We start from the raw sequence: 16,822 nt of genomic DNA, 5'->3' as shown, positions 1-16,822 counted from the left end.
GACGAAAACCCCTCAAGCACGACATGTGCCAGCCGACGGATATCCCCTGGCCGACTCAGGCGATCTCGCGCCGCGCGCAGCGCAGGCCCACCTCGACTCCCATGTCCGCGATCGGCAGCCGCGCGAGCTGCCAGTCAGGCCGGTGGAGTCGTGCGACCGGCGGAAGCCGAGGCTCAGTCGCAGCGGTAGACGACTTCCCCGGCCGGCACGCCCTCTGCCGCTACTTCCGACAACGTGCTGCTCAGGAAGCGCATCGGCGCACCGAAGTTGCGGCAGTAATTCTCGGCGTCCTGCGCGGTGGGCGACTTGAACACGCCGTCGGCCAGGAAGGTGACGCGCGGCGCGGGCCGCGAGACGCAGCCTGCGACGATGAGAAGGGCCGGAACGAGGACGGAGAAAGCAGCGAATCGGCGCATGGGGCAGGGCGGAAAGAAGAGGTCGCGACTGTAGCGGCTCGAAGGCCTCAGTCGGCCAGCCACACGCTGCCGTCCGACGCTTCGCGCAGCGCCAGCTGCGTGAGCCGCGCGCCCCGGCAGGGGCCGCCGACGCAGCGTCCGGTGTCGGGCTCGAAGATCGCGCCGTGCCGCGCGCACATCAGGTAGCGCCCGGAGCTTTCGAGGATCTGGCCTTCGAAATCGAGCGGGCCGCCCGCGTGCGGGCACTGGTTCAGGTAGCCGTGCACGGCGCCCTGCCAGCGCACCGCGAAGGCCGGCGCGCCGCCGGGCGCGGTGAACAGGGCCGCAAGGCCGCCGTCGGCGAGTTCGGTGGCGATGGGCTGGGCGGTCGGGGCGGGCGCGGTCATGGAGCAAGCCTACCAAGGTCCGCCACCGGCCTGCCGCTTGGGGGGAAACCCCTGTGTCATCACATGTTCCGGCTATGTCATCCGACCAATAGACGCAGGGGGCGTGCCGTTTCCACAATGCACCCGCTCGCATTCCTTCGTCCGTGCATCCTTGTGTCAAGGGGGATACCCACCGATGAGCACGCTGAAACAGGGCTGGCGCGGGGCCGATGTCCGCCGCCTGCAGGACGCCCTGAACCGCAAATTGCAGCCCAGCCCCGGCCTCGTACCCGATGGCGACTACGGCCCCGTCACCCGGGCGGCCGTGCTGCGTCTGCAGGCCGCGCACTGGCTGTGCGAGGACGGCGAGGCCGGCCCCTGCACCCGCAACGTGGCCTTCGACAACGAAACCCACGCGCCGCTGCTGCACCCCGTGGCGCTGATTCCGCAGCCCGTGCACGCGCTGTGCTGGGCGGCGGCCACGGCGATGCTCACGCGCGCCACCGTGCAGACCGTGCTGGCGCGCACGCCCTCCGAGCTGATGGGCGCTGACGGCGCACTGCGCCGCCGCGTGGACAGCGACCGCCATGCAGCCGGCAGTGACAACGACGATGACGACAACCATCGCTTCGCCGCCGCGCACGGTCTCACGCTGCGGCCTCACGGCCCGTGGACCGTCGCTGCGCTGCGCACCGCGCTGCACGCCGGCCCCCTGATGTTCGACCTGCGCTGGGGCACCAAGGGCGGCGCGCCCGCCGGCCAGCCGGGCCACATGGTCGTGCTCGTGGGCATCCGCGGCGACAACGACCCCGGCGGGGGCGGCACCACGCTGCGCGTGTTCGATCCCTGGCCGCCGGGCCGCGGCGCGCGCAGCTCGACCAGCCATGTGCGCTGGATGCAGGCCGTGGCCGACCGCGTCTGCGGGGTGTTCCAGCGGTAGCTGTGCCTCATGCGGGTGGGTGTTGCCGCGAGCGCATGAAAAAATCCTGACTTTCCGCGAACCGTTTCGGCAGGTGGCCGCCTCTTTCCATGCGGGAGGGGCGTTCTGTTCCCCCGCACTCACACGTCACGGATCGAAGGAAACCACCATGCTCTACGTCAAGAATGTCCCCGGCTGGGAACGCGCCCTGCGCATCGCCCTGGGCCTCGCCGGCCTCGCCTTCGCCGCCATGAACTGGCCGGCGGACGCCCTGGCCGCCGCGGTCGGCCTCATGGGCGCGATGCTGGCGCTTACCGGGCTGGTCGGCTTCTGCCCGATGTGCGCGATGCTCGGGCGCAAGCTCGACCAAGAAGGACGCTGACCCATGGCTGCCGCCACCATCGACCGCACCTGCCTGATCCTGGCCGCGCAGACCGGCGATCCCGTCGCCATCGAGGGCCTGCTCGCCGCCTGCCAGACCGACGCGCGCCGCTACGCCCGCCGGCACTGCCAGGCCAGCGACGTGGACGACGCCGTGCAGGAGTCGCTGCTCGTGGTCGCGCGCCGGGTGCGCGGGCTGCAGGCGGCCGCGGCGTTCTCGTCGTGGCTGTTCACCGTCATCCGGCGCGAATGCCTGCGCCTGCAGCGCGCGATGTTCCGGCACGACCCGCTCGATGAAGACGTGGTCGAACGCCAGCTCGCGGCCCGCAGCGACGACGCGCTGCGCATCGACCTGGCCAACGCGCTCGAATCGCTGCCGGCGCACTACCGCGAGGTCGTGCTGCTGCGCGACTTCGAGGAACTCACCATCGCCGAGATCGCCGGGCGCCTGGGCGAGCCCGGCGGTGCGGTGAAGAGCCGGCTGCATCGTGCGCGCCTGCTGGTGCGCGAGTACCTGCTGGGGTAGGGGCTGCCGCGGGGGACACCGCGGAACCGGCTTTGCCGGGCCGCAGGTGTCGCCCCCGGCGAGGGGGTTGGCGAAGCGACACGAAGTGCGCGCAGCCTGGGGGAGTTCCCATTCCAGCGACAATCCCGGGGCCATGACAGACACCCTCACGATCACCCGCCCAGACGACTGGCACCTGCACGTGCGCGATGGCGCCGCCCTCGAAGCCGTCGTGCCCCACAGCGCCCGCCAGTTCGGCCGCGCGCTGATCATGCCGAACCTGCGTCCGCCCGTGACCACTGCCGCTCAGGCCGTGGCCTACCGCGACCGCATCCGCGCCGCCGTGCCCGCGGGCACGTCCTTCGAGCCCGTGATGTCGCTCTACCTGACCGACAAGCTGCCGCCCGAAGAAATCGCCCTCGCCGCCGAAGCCGGCGTGCGCGCGCTCAAGCTCTACCCGGCCGGTGCCACCACCAACAGCGATGCCGGCGTGACCGACATCCGCAAGACCTACAAGACGCTCGAAGCCATGCAGAAGCACGGCTTGCTGCTGCTGGTGCACGGCGAAGTGACCGACCCCGCCATCGACCTGTTCGATCGCGAAGCGGTGTTCGTCGACCGCGTGATGATTCCGCTGCGCCGCGACTTTCCCGAGCTGAAGGTGGTGTTCGAGCACCTGACCACGAAGGAAGGTGCCCACTACGTGCGCGACGCCGACCGTTTCACGGCGGCCACCATCACGGCGCACCACCTGCTGTACAACCGCAACGCCATCTTCACCGGCGGCATCCGCCCGCACTACTACTGCCTGCCCGTGCTCAAGCGCGAGACGCACCGCGTCGCGCTGGTCGAGGCCGCCACCAGCGGCAGCGACCGCTTCTTCCTGGGCACCGACAGCGCGCCGCACCCCGCGCACCTGAAGGAGCACGCGCTCGGCTGCGCCGGCTGCTACACCGCGCTCACCGCCATCGAGCTGTACGCCGAGGCCTTCGACAGCGTGAACGCACTCGACAAGCTCGAGGGCTTTGCCAGCTTCCACGGCCCCGACTTCTACGACCTGCCGCGCCACACCGACACCATCACGCTCAAGCGCGAAACCTGGACGCTGCCCGAGACCGTGCCCTACGGCGAAGCCACGCTCAAGCCGCTGCGCGGCGGCGAGACCGTGAACTGGAAGCTCGCATGACACCCGTCACGCCCCTGTCGTCGCTGCGCGTCATGCTGCTGATCGACGCCGACAACGTCTCGGCCGACGTGATCGAGCAGGCCGTGCAGCGCACGATGGAAGACTTCGGCGCCATCCACGTGCGCCGTGCGTATTGCAACGCCGAGATGGCCGTGAACCGGCAGGCGCTGTTCAAGCGGCTGTCGGTGCGGCCGATGGTGAACCTGTCGGCGGGCAAGAACAGCACCGACATCGCGCTGGCCGTCGACGCCATCGACCTCGTGATCGCCGAGCGGCCCGACGTGGTGGTGCTGGTGTCGTCCGACTCCGACTTCGCGCCGCTCGTCATCCGCTTGCGCGAAAAAGGCTGCCGCGTCTGCGGCATCGGCCAGCAGGGCAAGACCGGCGAAGAGACCGTCGGCGTCTACGACAGCTTCATCGACATTCCGCACCACGGCGTGAAGCCGGCCGTGCGCACCGCGCCGGCCAGGAAGACGACAGCCGCCGCGAAGAAGACGCCGGCCGCCAAGACGGCACCCGCGAAGAAGGTGGCCGCCAAGACCGCGCGCAAGACGGCGACCAAGACGGCCAAGCCCGCTGCGCCGCCGCCACCGCCGCCGGTGCCTCCAATCTCCGAAGCGGCCGAGTTCATCCTGCAGGCCATGCCCGCGCTGCGCCGCGGCACCGACGTGCCGCTCAACGACGTGGCCAAGGCCCTGCGCACCGCCGGCCTGCTCAGCAAGAGCGGCAGCTCGCTCAAGCTGTTCGACAAGCTCACGGCCGAGTTCGCGGTGATGCAGCATCCCGACCGCATCCGATGGACGGGGGCGCCCGCGCCTTGAGCCCGGGCCTGCCGGCGGTCGCGGCCATCGAGTGGGCCGCACCCTGGCTGGCCCCGTACCGCGATCCTGGCGAAGCCGTGGCGCGGGCCATTGCACAGGGCGGCACCGTCGCAGCCGCGCTGCAGGCGGCCAAGCCGCCTGCCGTGCCCGACTTCGTCACGCAAGATGCATTGCCCGAAGGCCAGGCCTACGAGGCCCACATCTTCCGCACGCGCACCGTGCCCACGCGCGACAACCTGCACGACTTCTTCAACGGCCTCGTCTGGCTGGCCTTTCCCGAGACCAAGCGCCGGCTCAACGAACTGCAGGCCACCGAGATCGCGCGCGCCGGCGTCGGCGCCACGCGCGGGCCGCTGCGCGATGCGCTCACGCTGTTCGACGAAAACGGCGCCGTGCTCGATGCACCGCCTGCGCTGTGGGAGGCGCTGATCGCGCGCGACTGGCAGGCGTTGTTCGTCACGCAGCGCAGCCTGTGGCAGGACGCACGCCTGCTGCTCTTCGGTCATGCGCTGCTCGAAAAGCTGGTGACGCCGCGCAAGCCGATCACCGCGCATGTGTTGTTGACGCACCGTGCGACGGGCTCCACCGCCTTCGACGATGCAGCGATGGCGAGAAATATCGATGCGAAACAGCTCGAAGCGAAGCCTTTCGTTCCTATTCCGGTGCTCGGCGTGCCCGGCTGGTGCGTCGAAAATACATCGGCTTCGTTCTATGCCGACCCGCAGGTCTTTCGACCCTTGCCGGGCGCGTTGTCAGAACCGAAGTCGCGCTAGCGTTGACGGGCCCGGGAGGGGCCTTCGTCAGGCGCATGCATCACGCGCCACGCGCGCGCCGTACGTTCACATGCCAAGGGAGAGGCCAAAAAGATGGACACCATCATCATCGTGCTCAAGGTCGGGCTGATTCTTTACGGGATCTACAGCTTCATCGTCTACATGTCGCGCCGCTCCGACAACCGGAGTGCCCTGAAAGACTTCCGCAATGCGCCGGTGCTGCGCCGCATCACCGACGAAGAAAAATCGGCACTGCAACCCTTCCTGATGGGGCAGAAGCTCACGGTTGACGACAACGTGCGCGAACTCAGCGGTGCGTTCCTGCGCCATGGCCTGTCGACGCAGGGCTCGTCCACCGAGCACGACACCATCGGCGACGTCGATGTGCTGCTGCCCTACGACGCCATCGACTACATCGAGCCGCACAACCAGGCGCTGGTGGTGCTGGCCGGAAAGTCCGCCGTCGTGATCCGCCTGAACGGCTTCGATCTGTTCGAAGGCCGGCAGCGCGCGCAGCGCCAGCAGGCGCAGGACCAGCAATGGAAGCGCGGCGAGATCGGTGCGCTCCCGTCGCTGGATGAAGTCGGCGCAGACACCGGCGCGGCCATGCCCGAAGCCGTGGCCGCCTCGATCGCGACCGACCCGAATGCGCGCTACCAGCGCGGCGAGGTCGACATCCTGAGCCAGCGCACCGAAACGCCCGAAGAGGTCGAGAGCCGCATGGGGCGCGGCGGCTGGGCCTCGGCCTTCGCCTGGCTGCTTGCCTTCGTGCTGTTGTGGGTCGCCACCTGGGACGCCACGCAAGCGGTGAGCGTCTACCTGATGGGCGCAGGCGGGCTCGCGGGCCTGTGGGCCGCGTGGCTGTTCGTGCGCACGCCGCCGGCAACGGCGCCTGCGCGGCAACCGCAGCCGGTGAACCGCGTGCGCGGCATGCTCAACCAGATCGCGGTGGTCAACGCCAGCAACGCGTCGGTGCAGAACGTGGGGCTCTTCATCGGCGACAAGCTGAGCCTGGTGCTGCCTTCGCATTGGCGCACGACGGCGTCGGTCCCTTACGGCGAGGTGATCGAAGCCGAGCTGCGCACCAGCGACTTCAGCGCCGTGAGCTTCGGTTCGAAGTGGTCGGTGGCCGACGAATGGCGGCGTTTCCGGCCCGCGTACTGGGGCCGGCACCTGCTGCATCTGGTCATCGGCCTGCTCGCCATCGGCGCGGTCGTGCTGTCGGCGCCCGACCCGCGCGGCGAAGCCGCACTCGCTGCGCAATGGCTCACGAACGGCGGCGCCACGGCCACCTATGGCGATGCAGGGCAACTCGCCGACAAGTTGCCGCGATGGGGCAGCCGCGCGCGCATGGAAGGCCAGGGCCGGTGCGAGATCGACATGAATGGCCGTGGCGAAGAACACACCACCCGCGGCGTGCCGGTCATCGACTGCACGTCCGTGCGCTGGAACGGCACCGCACCCGTCGTCCCCGCACTGGACATCCCGCCCAGCGTGCTGGCGCTCGGCGAGCCCGGCTTCCTTCGCGCGACCGAGAACCACGCGATGGCCAGCCTGATCGCGATGCTGCGCATGCAGCAGATGGGCGGACAGGCCTCCGACCCGCTCGCGGCCTACCGTGCGCGCGAGAGCGTGCCGTTGACCGTGCGCGGCTTCGACCGCTCGGTGGCGATGATCGACGCCGCCTGCAAGGACGCCGCCGGCCTGTCGCCCGCCGCCTGCGAACGCCTGCAGCGCGAGCTCGTGCGCGCCATCGACGCCACGGTCGACAAGGACGGCGTCGACACGCCGGTGAACACCTGGCAGGCACTGGCCACGAGCGCAGCAGCAGGCCAGGAGAACGCCGACCTCATCCTGTCGCGCCAACAGCTGGCGTCCGTGCAGCGTGCGCTGGCGCAAGCGGTCGACAGCGTGGTGGCCGCGAAGATCGAGGCCGCGCGTCCTGCCATCGTGCCCGCCCAGGGCGGCGTGTTGCTGGCGTCTTCCATGCGCATCGACAACGCGCCGGTGCAGCAGCCCGGCGAAGGCAACGACGATGTGCCGGGCGCGACCGCGGGCGCGCCCGACGTCACCGAAGACGACAGCGATACCGACAGTTCCCTGCTCGCCCGCTGGGCTCGCCTGCAGCGCAACGCCACTGCGGAAGGCCTGAAGCCCTTCACGCTCGAAGGCCTGGTCACCGCCAGCGGCAAGGACGCTGCCGGCACGCCGTGGGTGCGCATCGACCCGAGCCTCGATGCTTCGCGCATGACCGCTGCGGGCGCGCACGTGCTGTGGTGGCTGTTCGCCGCGGGGCTGGTGCTGGTCAACGGCGTGCTGTTTGCGCTGCGCTGGACGCAGGACAGCCGCCGCCGCGCCCGGCTCGACGCTGACATCGCCACCCGCCCGGCACCGGGCGCCACCGGCCTTTTCTGACAGGCCTTGACTCCGGCGGGGAATATCGGGGCGCCAGAACTTTTGCTCCTATCATGGCTCCACCGGATGCAACACCGAGGGCCTCCCCGTCGCGCGCGGCTTGAAGAGGGCCCCGGGGCCCTTATCTAGGTGGCAGATTTCCCCACGGAGAATTCAACTTGAAACGTATCCTTCTGTTTGTCCTGACCAACGTGATGGTCGTCGCGGTGCTCGGCGTGGTCGCCAGCCTGCTCGGCGTCAATCGCTTCCTCACGGCCAACGGCCTCAACCTCACGGCGCTGCTCGGCTTTGCGCTGATCATGGGCTTCGGCGGCGCGATCATCTCGCTGCTCATCAGCAAGCCCATGGCCAAGTGGACGGCCGGCCTGCGCATGATCGACAACCCCCAGTCGCCCGACGAGGCCTGGATCGTCGGCACGGTGCGCAAGTTCGCCGACAAGGCCGGCATCGGCATGCCCGAGGTCGGCATCTTCGAGGGCGAGCCCAATGCCTTCGCCACCGGCGCGTTCAAGAACTCGTCGCTCGTGGCCGTGTCCACAGGCCTGCTGCAGGGCATGACGCGCGAAGAGGTCGAGGCCGTCATCGGCCACGAAGTCGCGCACATCGCCAACGGCGACATGGTCACCATGACGCTGATCCAGGGCGTGATGAACACGTTCGTCGTGTTCCTCTCGCGCGTGATCGGCTACGCGGTCGACAGCTTCCTGCGCCGCGGCGACGACCGCTCGTCGGGCCCCGGCATCGGCTACTACGTGAGCACCATCGTGCTGGACATCGTGCTCGGTTTTGCCGCCGCGATCGTGGTGGCCTGGTTCTCGCGCCAGCGCGAGTTCCGCGCCGACGCCGGCGCCGCCGCCCTCATGGGCAATCGCCAGCCGATGATGAACGCGCTCGCCCGCCTGGGCGGCCTGCCGGCCGGCGAACTGCCGAAGGCGGTCGAAGCCATGGGCATCACGGGCGCGATGGGCAAGCTGTTTGCGACGCATCCGCCGATCGAAGAGCGTATTGCAGCGCTGCAGAACGCGCGCTGAGCCAACTGCCAGAGACGGCCAACGCCGTCGCCATGAAAAAAGCCGCCACAGTGATGTGGCGGCTTTTTTCGTTGGGACTGGCGCGTGGCGTCAGTCCGCGGTGGGCGCTTCGGGCGCGGCCGGGGCGGCTTCTGCTTCGGGCGCAGCGGCTTGCACTTCAGTCGCTTCCGGTTCTGGTGCTGCTGCCGCAGCAGCCGCGGCAGCTTCTGCCGCCGCCGCTGCCCGCTTCTGATCGTCACGCACTCGCTGCAGCGTGCGCGTCACGTCGGCGGGCTTCATGCCGTACATGTCGGCGAACTCCTGTTCGCTGCGGCCGCTGGCTTCGAAGGCGCGCAGCAGGGCTTCGCGCTTGGCGGCCTGCTGGGCGAGTTCGGCCAGGGCTTCGTCGACGATGGCGTTGGTGTTGGCGTCGCGCGAGCGCACCAGCACGGCATACGCCTCGTGGTCGAGGCCCGAGGCTTCGATGGCCTTGGCGATGCGCGTCACCAGCTGCGGGCGCAGGTCTTCGCCGGGGTTGCGGTGCGAGCGGCGGCGGTGCAGCTCGAGGATGGCGTGGTGCACGTGCTCGGGCGCGACTGGGTCGAGCGCGTTGCCGTCGAGGTCATGGCGCGCATGGCCGGCGGCCACGCTCTCCAGGTAGCGCGTGGAACGCGCATGCTGGCCCATCGCGACCTTCAGGTCTTCGGCCTTGAAGTCTTCGGGATGGCGCGCGATCAGCTCTTCGTACACGCCGAGCTTGAGCGGCACGAAGCGTGCGCCGAAGAGCTGCGGGTACAGCGCGAACAGGCGCTCGAGCACCGGGTTGACCTTGCGCGGTGCGCGCTGGGTTTCCGGCTGTTGTTGCTGCTGCTGCGGGCCGCGCGGCTTGCGCCCCTGCTGAGGCTGCTGCTGCCCCTGCGGGCGCTGCTGCTTCGCCCGCGGCGGGCGTTGTTGTTGTTGCTGCTGTGGCTCGGAAGCGGGCTGCGCAGCCGACGCGTCAGCGCCTGCGTCGGGGCCCGCGCCCGTCTTCAGCTGTTGCAGCTGCTCGGCCAGGTCCTGGCGCGGGCGCCGTGCGTTGCGCGCGTTCGTGTTCGGGGCGGCGGTGGATGCGTCGGTCATACGTGGGATCGGCGGTGGGCGCGATGGGATGGAAAGAGGAACAACAGAAAGCCGGTTGCCCGCGGGCAGAAGGTGTGAATGAATCCGGCGTGCCCGAGCAGCCCGCCCGGGCGCGCTCGATCAAGGCGCAAAGCGCAGCCATAGCTTGGGCTATGGCGAGCATTTGCAACGCCGAGCGGGTGCGCCTGGGTGGGATGAGCGGGCATGGCGGGTTCGTTCACACCTTCTCAACGGGGCCGGAACATCCTGAACATATTGTCGGCGCTGATCTCGAAATAATCGGCCGGACCGCCGCCGCGCAGGATGGGCTGCGCCGCTGCGGTGTCGTAGATGCCGTTCTTGAGCAGGTGGCGCGCGATGTGCACGCCCACCACTTCGCCAAGCACGAGCCAGGTCTGCACCGGCACGCCATCGACGCCTTCGAGCTGGATCAATTGCGTGAGACGGCATTCGAAGGACACGGGGCTCTCGGCCACGCGCGGCGCGGCGATCTGATTCGACGCCACCGGCGTGAGGCCCGCGAGCTCGAACTCGTTCACTTCGGGCGGCACGGCCGCGCACGACTGGTTCATCCGCTCGGCCAGCGGGCGCGTGGCGAGGTTCCAGCCGAACTCGCGGGTCTGGCGGATGTTGTGCAGGCTGTCCTTGGCGCCGATGCTCGCGAAGCCGACGATCGGCGGCGTGTAGTTGAAGGCGTTGAAAAAACTGTAGGGCGCGAGGTTGAGCACGCCGTTCTCGTCCTGCGACGAGATCCAGCCGATGGGACGCGGGCCGACCATCGCATTGAACGGATCGTGCGGCAGGCCGTGACCCTTGGCGGGTTCGTAGTAGTGGAAATCGTCGTTGGACATCATGGCTCTCAATGGCTCAGGGTCGCGGTGCGCGCGGCCGTGCGGCCGATCAGCAGCCGGAACGGCAACAGCATCAGCACGCCGACACCGAGCTTCACGCCCAGGTCGCCGAGCGCCCAGGTGAGCCAGGGGCCGTCGGTGCCTGCGAAGGCGATGCCCCAGAAGACGATGCTGTCGAGCACGGCCGCGATCACCGTAGCCACCAGCGGCGCGCGCCACCAGAGGCCGCGGCGCAGGCGGTCGAACACGCGGATGTCGAGCAGCTGCGAAGCGATGAAGGCCAGGCCCGAGGCGGCGGCGATGCGCGCCGGTGCGAGCAGCAGCGACACCGCCACGGCCACCGCAAAACCGACCCAGGCCACGCGCCGCGCCATGCCGGGGCCGAAGCGCCGGTTGACGAGGTCGCTCACGAGGTAGGCCACCGGGTAGGTGAAGGCGCCCCAGGTGAGCCAGTCGTTGATGGCGAACTGCACGAGGATGTTGGACGCAAGCACCACGGCGGCCATCGCCAGCGTGGCGACGGCCAGCTGGCCGGTGGTGGGGCGCTGAAAGTGCATCATCAAACTCAAACAGCCCTGCCGAGCACGCTGCGCGCCACGGCCTCGGCCACCTTGATGCCGTCCACGCCGGCCGACAAAATGCCGCCCGCGTAGCTCGCGCCTTCGCCGGCCGGGTAGAGGCCGCGCACGTTCAGGCTCTGCAGGTCGTCGCCGCGCGTGATGCGGATCGGCGACGAGGTGCGCGTTTCCACGCCGGTGAGCACGGCGTCGTGCGTGTCGAAGCCCTTGATCTTGCGACCGAAGGCGGGAAAGGCCTCGCGCATCGCCTCGATGGCGTAGGCGGGCAGGGCCTGGTGCAGGTCGGTCGGCGTCACGCCGGGCTTGTACGACGGGATGATGCTGCCGAGTGCGGTCGACGGCTTGCCGGCGATGAAGTCACCCACCAACTGGCCGGGCGCGTGGTAGTTGCTGCCGCCGAGCACGTAGGCGTTGCTTTCGAGCTGGCGCTGCAGCGCGATGCCTGCGAGCGCATCGCCCGGGAAGTCCTTCGGGTCGATGCCCACCACGATGCCGGCATTGGCGTTGCGTTCGTTGCGCGAGTACTGGCTCATGCCGTTGGTGACCACGCGGCCCGGCTCGCTGGTGGCCGCGACCACGGTGCCGCCGGGGCACATGCAGAAGCTGTAGACCGAGCGGCCGTTGCTCGCGTGGTGCACCAGCTTGTAGTCGGCCGCGCCCAGCAGCGGATGGCCCGCATGGCGGCCCCAGCGGGCGCGGTCGATCAGTCCCTGCGGGTGCTCGACGCGGAAGCCGATCGAGAAGGGCTTGGCCTCGATGTACACGCCGCGCGCATGCAGCATCTCGAAGGTGTCGCGCGAGCTGTGGCCCAGCGCCATCACGACGTGGTCGGCGCGCAGCTCGCTGCTCTGGCCCGTCGTCTGGTCGAGCACGGTGAGGCCGCGCAAGTGCTTGCCGGTGGGGCCGTCTTCGATCTGCACGTCAGTCACGCGCTGCTCGAAGCGGATCTCGCCGCCGAGCGCGACGATCTGCTCGCGGATGTTCTCGACCACCTTCACCAGCTTGAAGGTGCCGATGTGCGGATGGGCGACGTACAGAATTTCGGGCGGCGCGCCGGCCTTCACGAACTCTTCCATCACCTTGCGGCCGAGAAAGCGCGGGTCCTTGATCTGGCTGTAGAGCTTGCCGTCCGAGAAGGTGCCGGCGCCGCCTTCGCCGAACTGCACGTTCGACTCGGGGTTGAGCACGCTCTTGCGCCACAGGCCCCAGGTGTCGCGGGTGCGCTGGCGCACGGTCTTGCCGCGTTCGAGCACGATGGGCTTGAAGCCCATCTTCGCGAGCATCAGCGCCGCGAAGATGCCGCAGGGGCCGAAGCCGATCACCACGGGGCGCGTCGCGTCATCTCGATCAGCAGGCGCATGGCCCGGCGGCGTGTAGCGCATGTCGGGCGCGGGCTGGATGTGCGGGTGGCTGGCGTGCTTGGCGAGCAGCGCGGCTTCGAGCGCCGCGTCGGCCAGCTGCACGTCGCAGATGTAGACCGTGAGCAGGTCGACCTTGCGGGCGTCGAAGCTGCGCTTGTAGACGGTGTGGGAGGCGATCGCTTCAGGCGGAACGTCGAGCGTTCGGGCGATCAGGGTGACCAGCGCGTCAGGCGCGTGGTCGAGCGGGAGTTTGAGTTCGGAGATTCGCAGCATGTCGTGGGGCTTGTGGTTATCAAGCAGCCGGGCATTTTAACGTCGCCATGCTGGAACACCGCGGAACCGGCTTTGCCGGGCCGCTGGTGTTGCCCCCGGTAGGGGGTTGGAGAAGCGACACGAAGTGCGCGTAGCCTGGGGGCGAGCCAGATTACGCGGGCAGGAAGCCCTCGACGGACAGGTAGCGCTCGCCCGTGTCGTAGTTGAAGCCCAGCACCACCGCATCGGGCGCCAGCGAGGGCAGCTTCTGCGCAATGGCCGCGAGCGTTGCGCCCGACGAGATGCCGACCAGGATGCCTTCCTCGACCGCGCAGCGGCGCGCCATTTCGCGCGCCGGTTCGGCGTCGACCTGCAGCACGCCGTCGAGCAGCGAGGTGTCGAGGTTCTTCGGAATGAAGCCCGCGCCAATGCCCTGGATGGGGTGGGGTGCCGGTGCGCCGCCCGAGATCACGGGCGAGGCCACGGGCTCCACCGCGAACACCTGCAGCTTGGGCCACTTCTTCTTGAGCACCTTCGCCACGCCGGTGATGTGGCCGCCCGTGCCCACGCCGGTGATGAGCACGTCGATGCCGTCGGGAAAGTCGGCCGCGATTTCTTCGGCCGTGGTGCGCACGTGCACGTCGACGTTCGCGGGGTTGTTGAACTGCTGCGGCATCCATGCGCCGGGCGTGCCGGCCACGATTTCCTCGGCGCGGGCGATCGAGGCCTTCATGCCGCCGGCGCGCGGCGTGAGGTCGAAGGTGGCGCCGTAGGCCAGCATGAGGCGGCGGCGCTCGACCGACATGCTATCGGGCATCACCAGGATCAGCTTGTAGCCCTTGACGGCCGCGACCATCGCCAGGCCGATGCCGGTGTTGCCCGAGGTCGGTTCGACGATCGTGCCGCCGGGCTTCAGCGCGCCGCTCTGCTCGGCGTCTTCGACCATCGCGAGCGCGATGCGGTCCTTGATCGAGCCGCCGGGGTTGGCGCGCTCCGACTTGATCCAGACCTGCTGCTTCGCGTGACCGAACAGACGGTTGATGCGGATGTGCGGCGTGTTGCCGATGGTCTGGAGGATGTTCTGGGCCTTCATGGAATCTCCTTGGATCAATGCGGTTGTTCAAGCGGACAGCGCGCATTGTGAGACCAGCCCGCGACCGTTTCAGCGCAGGGCTTTGCTTCCCTCAGGCTTCCAGGGCTTCCAGCGGCCCGAAGAACTCGTAGCGAAGCTGCTGCTTGGGCACGCCGAGCGCCAGCCCGTTGGCGTACACCGCCTTCATGAACGGCTTCGGCCCGAGAAAGTACAGGTCGACGTCGCGGTCTTCCGGCAGCAGCCCGGCCAGCAGCTCGCGGGTGACGAAACCGGTCGCGTGCGGCGTGTCGGTGTCGCGCGGCGCGTCGTAGACATACAGCGGCTTCACGTTCGCATGCCGCTGCGCGAGCGCGTCGACGCGGGCGCGGAACGCATGCGCACCGCCGTGCCGTGCCGCATGAACGAAGTGCACCGGCCGGCCCGTGTGCGCCATCGATTCGAGCATGCTCATCGCGGGCGTGATGCCCACGCCGCCCGTCACCAGCACCAGCGGACGTGCCTGCTCGCCGGCGGGCTGCAGCACGAAGTCGCCGCACGGTGCCTGCGCCTGCAGCCGCGTGCCGATCACGGCCGCCTCGTGCAGCCAGTTCGAGGCGCGACCGCCTTCTTCCTTCTTCACGCTGATGCGGTACCACGGCTTGCCCGGTGCGTCGGACAGCGAGTAGTTGCGCCGCACCGGCTGGCCGTCGATCTCCAGCACCAGCGTGAGGTACTGCCCCGGCGAGAAGGCCAGCAGCGCGCCGCCGTCCACGGGCTCCAGGTAGAACGAGGTGATGACCTCGCTTTCGTCTTCGCGGCGCGCCACACGGAACTCGCGCGTGCCGCGCCATCCGCCGGGTTGCGCCGCGTTGGCGCTGTAGACGGCTTCTTCCGCCGCGATGAGCAGCCCCGCCAGCGATTCATAGGCCTCGCCCCACGCGGCGATCACCTCGTCGGTCGCGGCATCGCCGAGCACCTCCTTCACGGCGCGCAGCAGGTAGTGGCCGACGATCGGGTAGTGCTCGGGCAGCACGCCCAGCGCCGCGTGCTTCTGGATGATCCGGGGCAGGGCGCCGGCGATCTCGTCCAGCCGGTCGATGTGCGCGCCGTAGGCGATGACGGCCCCCGCCAGCGCGCGCGCCTGCGTGCCCGCGGCCTGGTGCGCTTCGTTGAAGAAGGCCTTCACCTGCGGATGGCCCTCGAACATGATCTTGTAGAAGTGGCTGGTGATGGCCTCGCCGTGGGCCTTCAGCGCGGGCACGGTGGACTTGACGATGGCGATGGTTTGCGGGTTCATGGTCTGGCGCTTCCTCTGTTGAGATGCCTTTGTCATCTCACGATCCGTGCCAGCCGGAAGGCCGTTGCAAGTGCTTGACGCCATTGGGGATTTATCAGGTGTGGTCAAATTCACCACAACTTCAGCGTTGTATTTATGACCACGATACGTGTCAATTCGACCACCGAGGCCCCGCCGCCCGAGCCCGAAGCCGAGGCCGCCCGCTACCGATCGCTGCTCGCCGCCGCGCGTGGACTGGTCCGCTGCGATGCCGCCGCGCTGCTGCAGCTCGACGTCGATGTGCTGAAGCCCGTCGCGGTCGACGGACTGAGCGATGAAACCCTCGGGCGCCAGTTTCCCGTCGCCGCCCACCCGCGTTTCGCACGCCTGCTCGGCAGCGAACGGGGCCTGCGTTTCGCCCACGACAGCAACCTGCCCGACCCCTACGACGGCCTCGTCGCCGGCCAGCCGGGCATCCTGCCGGTGCACGACTGCATGGGCGCGCCGCTGCGCCTGCGCGGCGCCCTCTGGGGCCTGCTCACGCTGGATGCCCTGGAACCGCACGCCTTCGATGCCGTGAGCCCGGCGCAGATGGAGGCGTTGGTCACCCTCGTCGAAACGGGCATCGAAGCCGCCCACACGATCCGCGAGATGCAGGCGCGCGCGATGCGCGAGCAGGCCGTCGCACAGGCGCTGCGCGCAGGCCGCGGCGCGCCCCGCGAGCTGCTGGGCAGCAGCCCGGCGATGAAGCAGCTGTGCGACGAGATCGACACCGTCGCCGTGTCCGACCTCACGGTGCTGCTGCTCGGCGAAACCGGCGTCGGCAAGGACCTCGTCGCGCAGCGCCTGCACGCGCGCTCGCGGCGCAGCGAGCAGCCGCTGGTGCAGGTCAACTGCGCGGCGCTGCCCGAGACGCTGGCCGACAGCGAACTCTTCGGCCACAAGCGCGGCGCGTTCACCGGCGCCGTGCAGGACCGCGACGGCAAGTTCGAGATCGCCGATGGCGGCACGCTCTTTCTCGACGAGGTCGGCGAGCTGCCGCTGAGCGTGCAGGCCAAGCTGCTGCGCGTGCTGCAAAGCGGCGAGGTGCAGCGGCCCGGCAGCGACCGCATGCACAAGGTCGACGTGCGCGTGATCGCGGCCACCAACCGCGACCTGCCCGCAGCGATTGCGCAGGGGCGGTTTCGTGCCGACCTGTACCACCGGCTGTCGGTCTATCCGCTCGTCGTGGCGCCGCTGCGCGAACGCGGGCGCGACGTGCTCGTGCTGGCCGGCAGCTTTCTCGAGGAGAACCAGCACCGGCTGGGCGCGCGCAACCTGCGGCTCTCGCCGGCGTCGAAGGCCGCCCTGCTGGCGCACGGCTGGCCGGGCAACGTGCGCGAGCTCGAGCATGTGATCAGCCGTGCGTCGCTGCGGGCGTTCAGGGAACAGCCGCGCGGCTCGCGCTGGACGGCCATCGAACCGCACCATCTGGCATTGGAGACCGCCACCTCGACAGCGCCGGTGGCATCGCCTGCGCGGG

General features: G+C 69.4%; 17 protein-coding genes. 9 read left to right on the top strand and 8 right to left on the bottom strand.

What is annotated here, in order from left to right; genetic code table 11:
* Positions 1-173: 173 nt before the first annotated feature.
* A complete protein-coding gene (locus tag AAG801_RS07440; RefSeq protein ID WP_101488631.1) occupies positions 174-416 on the bottom strand; it encodes a hypothetical protein in 243 nt (80 codons plus the stop codon).
* A gap of 47 nt (positions 417-463) precedes the next feature.
* The gene (locus AAG801_RS07435; RefSeq protein WP_341887819.1) at positions 464-802 is read right to left on the bottom strand and encodes a Rieske 2Fe-2S domain-containing protein; all 339 of its coding nucleotides are present in this window, start codon (positions 800-802) and stop codon (positions 464-466) included.
* Positions 803-977: 175 nt separating this feature from the next.
* On the opposite strand from AAG801_RS07435, the gene AAG801_RS07430 reads away from it, so the two are divergent.
* The 8 genes from AAG801_RS07430 to htpX all read left to right on the top strand — a co-directional run bounded on the left by AAG801_RS07430 (position 978) and on the right by htpX (position 8,812).
* Positions 978-1,721, top strand: a complete 744-nt coding sequence (locus AAG801_RS07430; protein WP_341887818.1) for a peptidoglycan-binding protein — start codon at positions 978-980, stop codon at positions 1,719-1,721.
* A gap of 148 nt (positions 1,722-1,869) precedes the next feature.
* A complete protein-coding gene (locus tag AAG801_RS07425) occupies positions 1,870-2,082 on the top strand; it encodes a DUF2892 domain-containing protein (RefSeq protein WP_341887817.1) in 213 nt (70 codons plus the stop codon).
* Positions 2,083-2,085: 3 nt separating this feature from the next.
* Complete coding sequence (locus tag AAG801_RS07420) at positions 2,086-2,607, top strand: sigma-70 family RNA polymerase sigma factor (protein WP_341887816.1); 522 nt, start codon at positions 2,086-2,088, stop codon at positions 2,605-2,607.
* A gap of 133 nt (positions 2,608-2,740) precedes the next feature.
* Positions 2,741-3,772, top strand: coding sequence for a dihydroorotase (pyrC, locus tag AAG801_RS07415; RefSeq protein WP_070060172.1), 1,032 nt, complete (start codon positions 2,741-2,743; stop codon positions 3,770-3,772).
* Positions 3,769-4,593, top strand: coding sequence for an NYN domain-containing protein (locus AAG801_RS07410; RefSeq protein ID WP_341887815.1), 825 nt, complete (start codon positions 3,769-3,771; stop codon positions 4,591-4,593). Before pyrC ends, AAG801_RS07410 begins: the two co-directional genes overlap by 4 nt.
* Complete coding sequence (locus AAG801_RS07405; protein WP_341887814.1) at positions 4,569-5,366, top strand: DUF3025 domain-containing protein; 798 nt, start codon at positions 4,569-4,571, stop codon at positions 5,364-5,366. The genes AAG801_RS07410 and AAG801_RS07405 overlap by 25 nt, the downstream gene beginning before the upstream one ends.
* 93 nt (positions 5,367-5,459) lie before the next feature.
* Positions 5,460-7,781 (top strand): IgaA/UmoB family intracellular growth attenuator, encoded by a 2,322-nt coding sequence (locus AAG801_RS07400; RefSeq protein WP_341887813.1) that lies wholly within the window; start codon positions 5,460-5,462, stop codon positions 7,779-7,781.
* 158 nt (positions 7,782-7,939) lie between these two features.
* On the top strand, positions 7,940-8,812 hold the full coding sequence (gene htpX / locus AAG801_RS07395) for a protease HtpX (RefSeq protein ID WP_101488641.1): 873 nt from the start codon (positions 7,940-7,942) through the stop codon (positions 8,810-8,812).
* Positions 8,813-8,902: 90 nt separating this feature from the next.
* On the opposite strand, the gene AAG801_RS07390 is transcribed toward htpX, so the two are convergent.
* The 6 genes from AAG801_RS07390 to hmpA form a co-directional block, all read right to left on the bottom strand.
* The gene (locus tag AAG801_RS07390) at positions 8,903-9,910 is read right to left on the bottom strand and encodes a ProQ/FINO family protein (RefSeq protein ID WP_341887812.1); all 1,008 of its coding nucleotides are present in this window, start codon (positions 9,908-9,910) and stop codon (positions 8,903-8,905) included.
* Between the two features lie 227 nt (positions 9,911-10,137).
* The gene (locus AAG801_RS07385) at positions 10,138-10,764 is read right to left on the bottom strand and encodes a flavin reductase family protein (RefSeq protein ID WP_341887811.1); all 627 of its coding nucleotides are present in this window, start codon (positions 10,762-10,764) and stop codon (positions 10,138-10,140) included.
* 5 nt (positions 10,765-10,769) lie between these two features.
* A complete protein-coding gene (locus AAG801_RS07380; RefSeq protein ID WP_341887810.1) occupies positions 10,770-11,318 on the bottom strand; it encodes a VUT family protein in 549 nt (182 codons plus the stop codon).
* Positions 11,319-11,326: 8 nt separating this feature from the next.
* On the bottom strand, positions 11,327-12,973 hold the full coding sequence (locus AAG801_RS07375) for an NAD(P)/FAD-dependent oxidoreductase (protein WP_341887809.1): 1,647 nt from the start codon (positions 12,971-12,973) through the stop codon (positions 11,327-11,329).
* Between the two features lie 151 nt (positions 12,974-13,124).
* A complete protein-coding gene (gene cysK, locus AAG801_RS07370) occupies positions 13,125-14,045 on the bottom strand; it encodes a cysteine synthase A (protein WP_341887808.1) in 921 nt (306 codons plus the stop codon).
* Between the two features lie 91 nt (positions 14,046-14,136).
* The gene (gene hmpA / locus AAG801_RS07365; protein ID WP_341887807.1) at positions 14,137-15,321 is read right to left on the bottom strand and encodes an NO-inducible flavohemoprotein; all 1,185 of its coding nucleotides are present in this window, start codon (positions 15,319-15,321) and stop codon (positions 14,137-14,139) included.
* 135 nt (positions 15,322-15,456) lie between these two features.
* On the opposite strand from hmpA, the gene norR reads away from it, so the two are divergent.
* The coding region (gene norR / locus AAG801_RS07360) for a nitric oxide reductase transcriptional regulator NorR (RefSeq protein ID WP_341887806.1) at positions 15,457-16,822 on the top strand (1,366 nt) is incomplete at its 3' end.

Source organism: Variovorax sp. YR752 (assembly GCF_943372545.1).
This window is presented reverse-complemented; position numbering and strand designations above follow the sequence as displayed.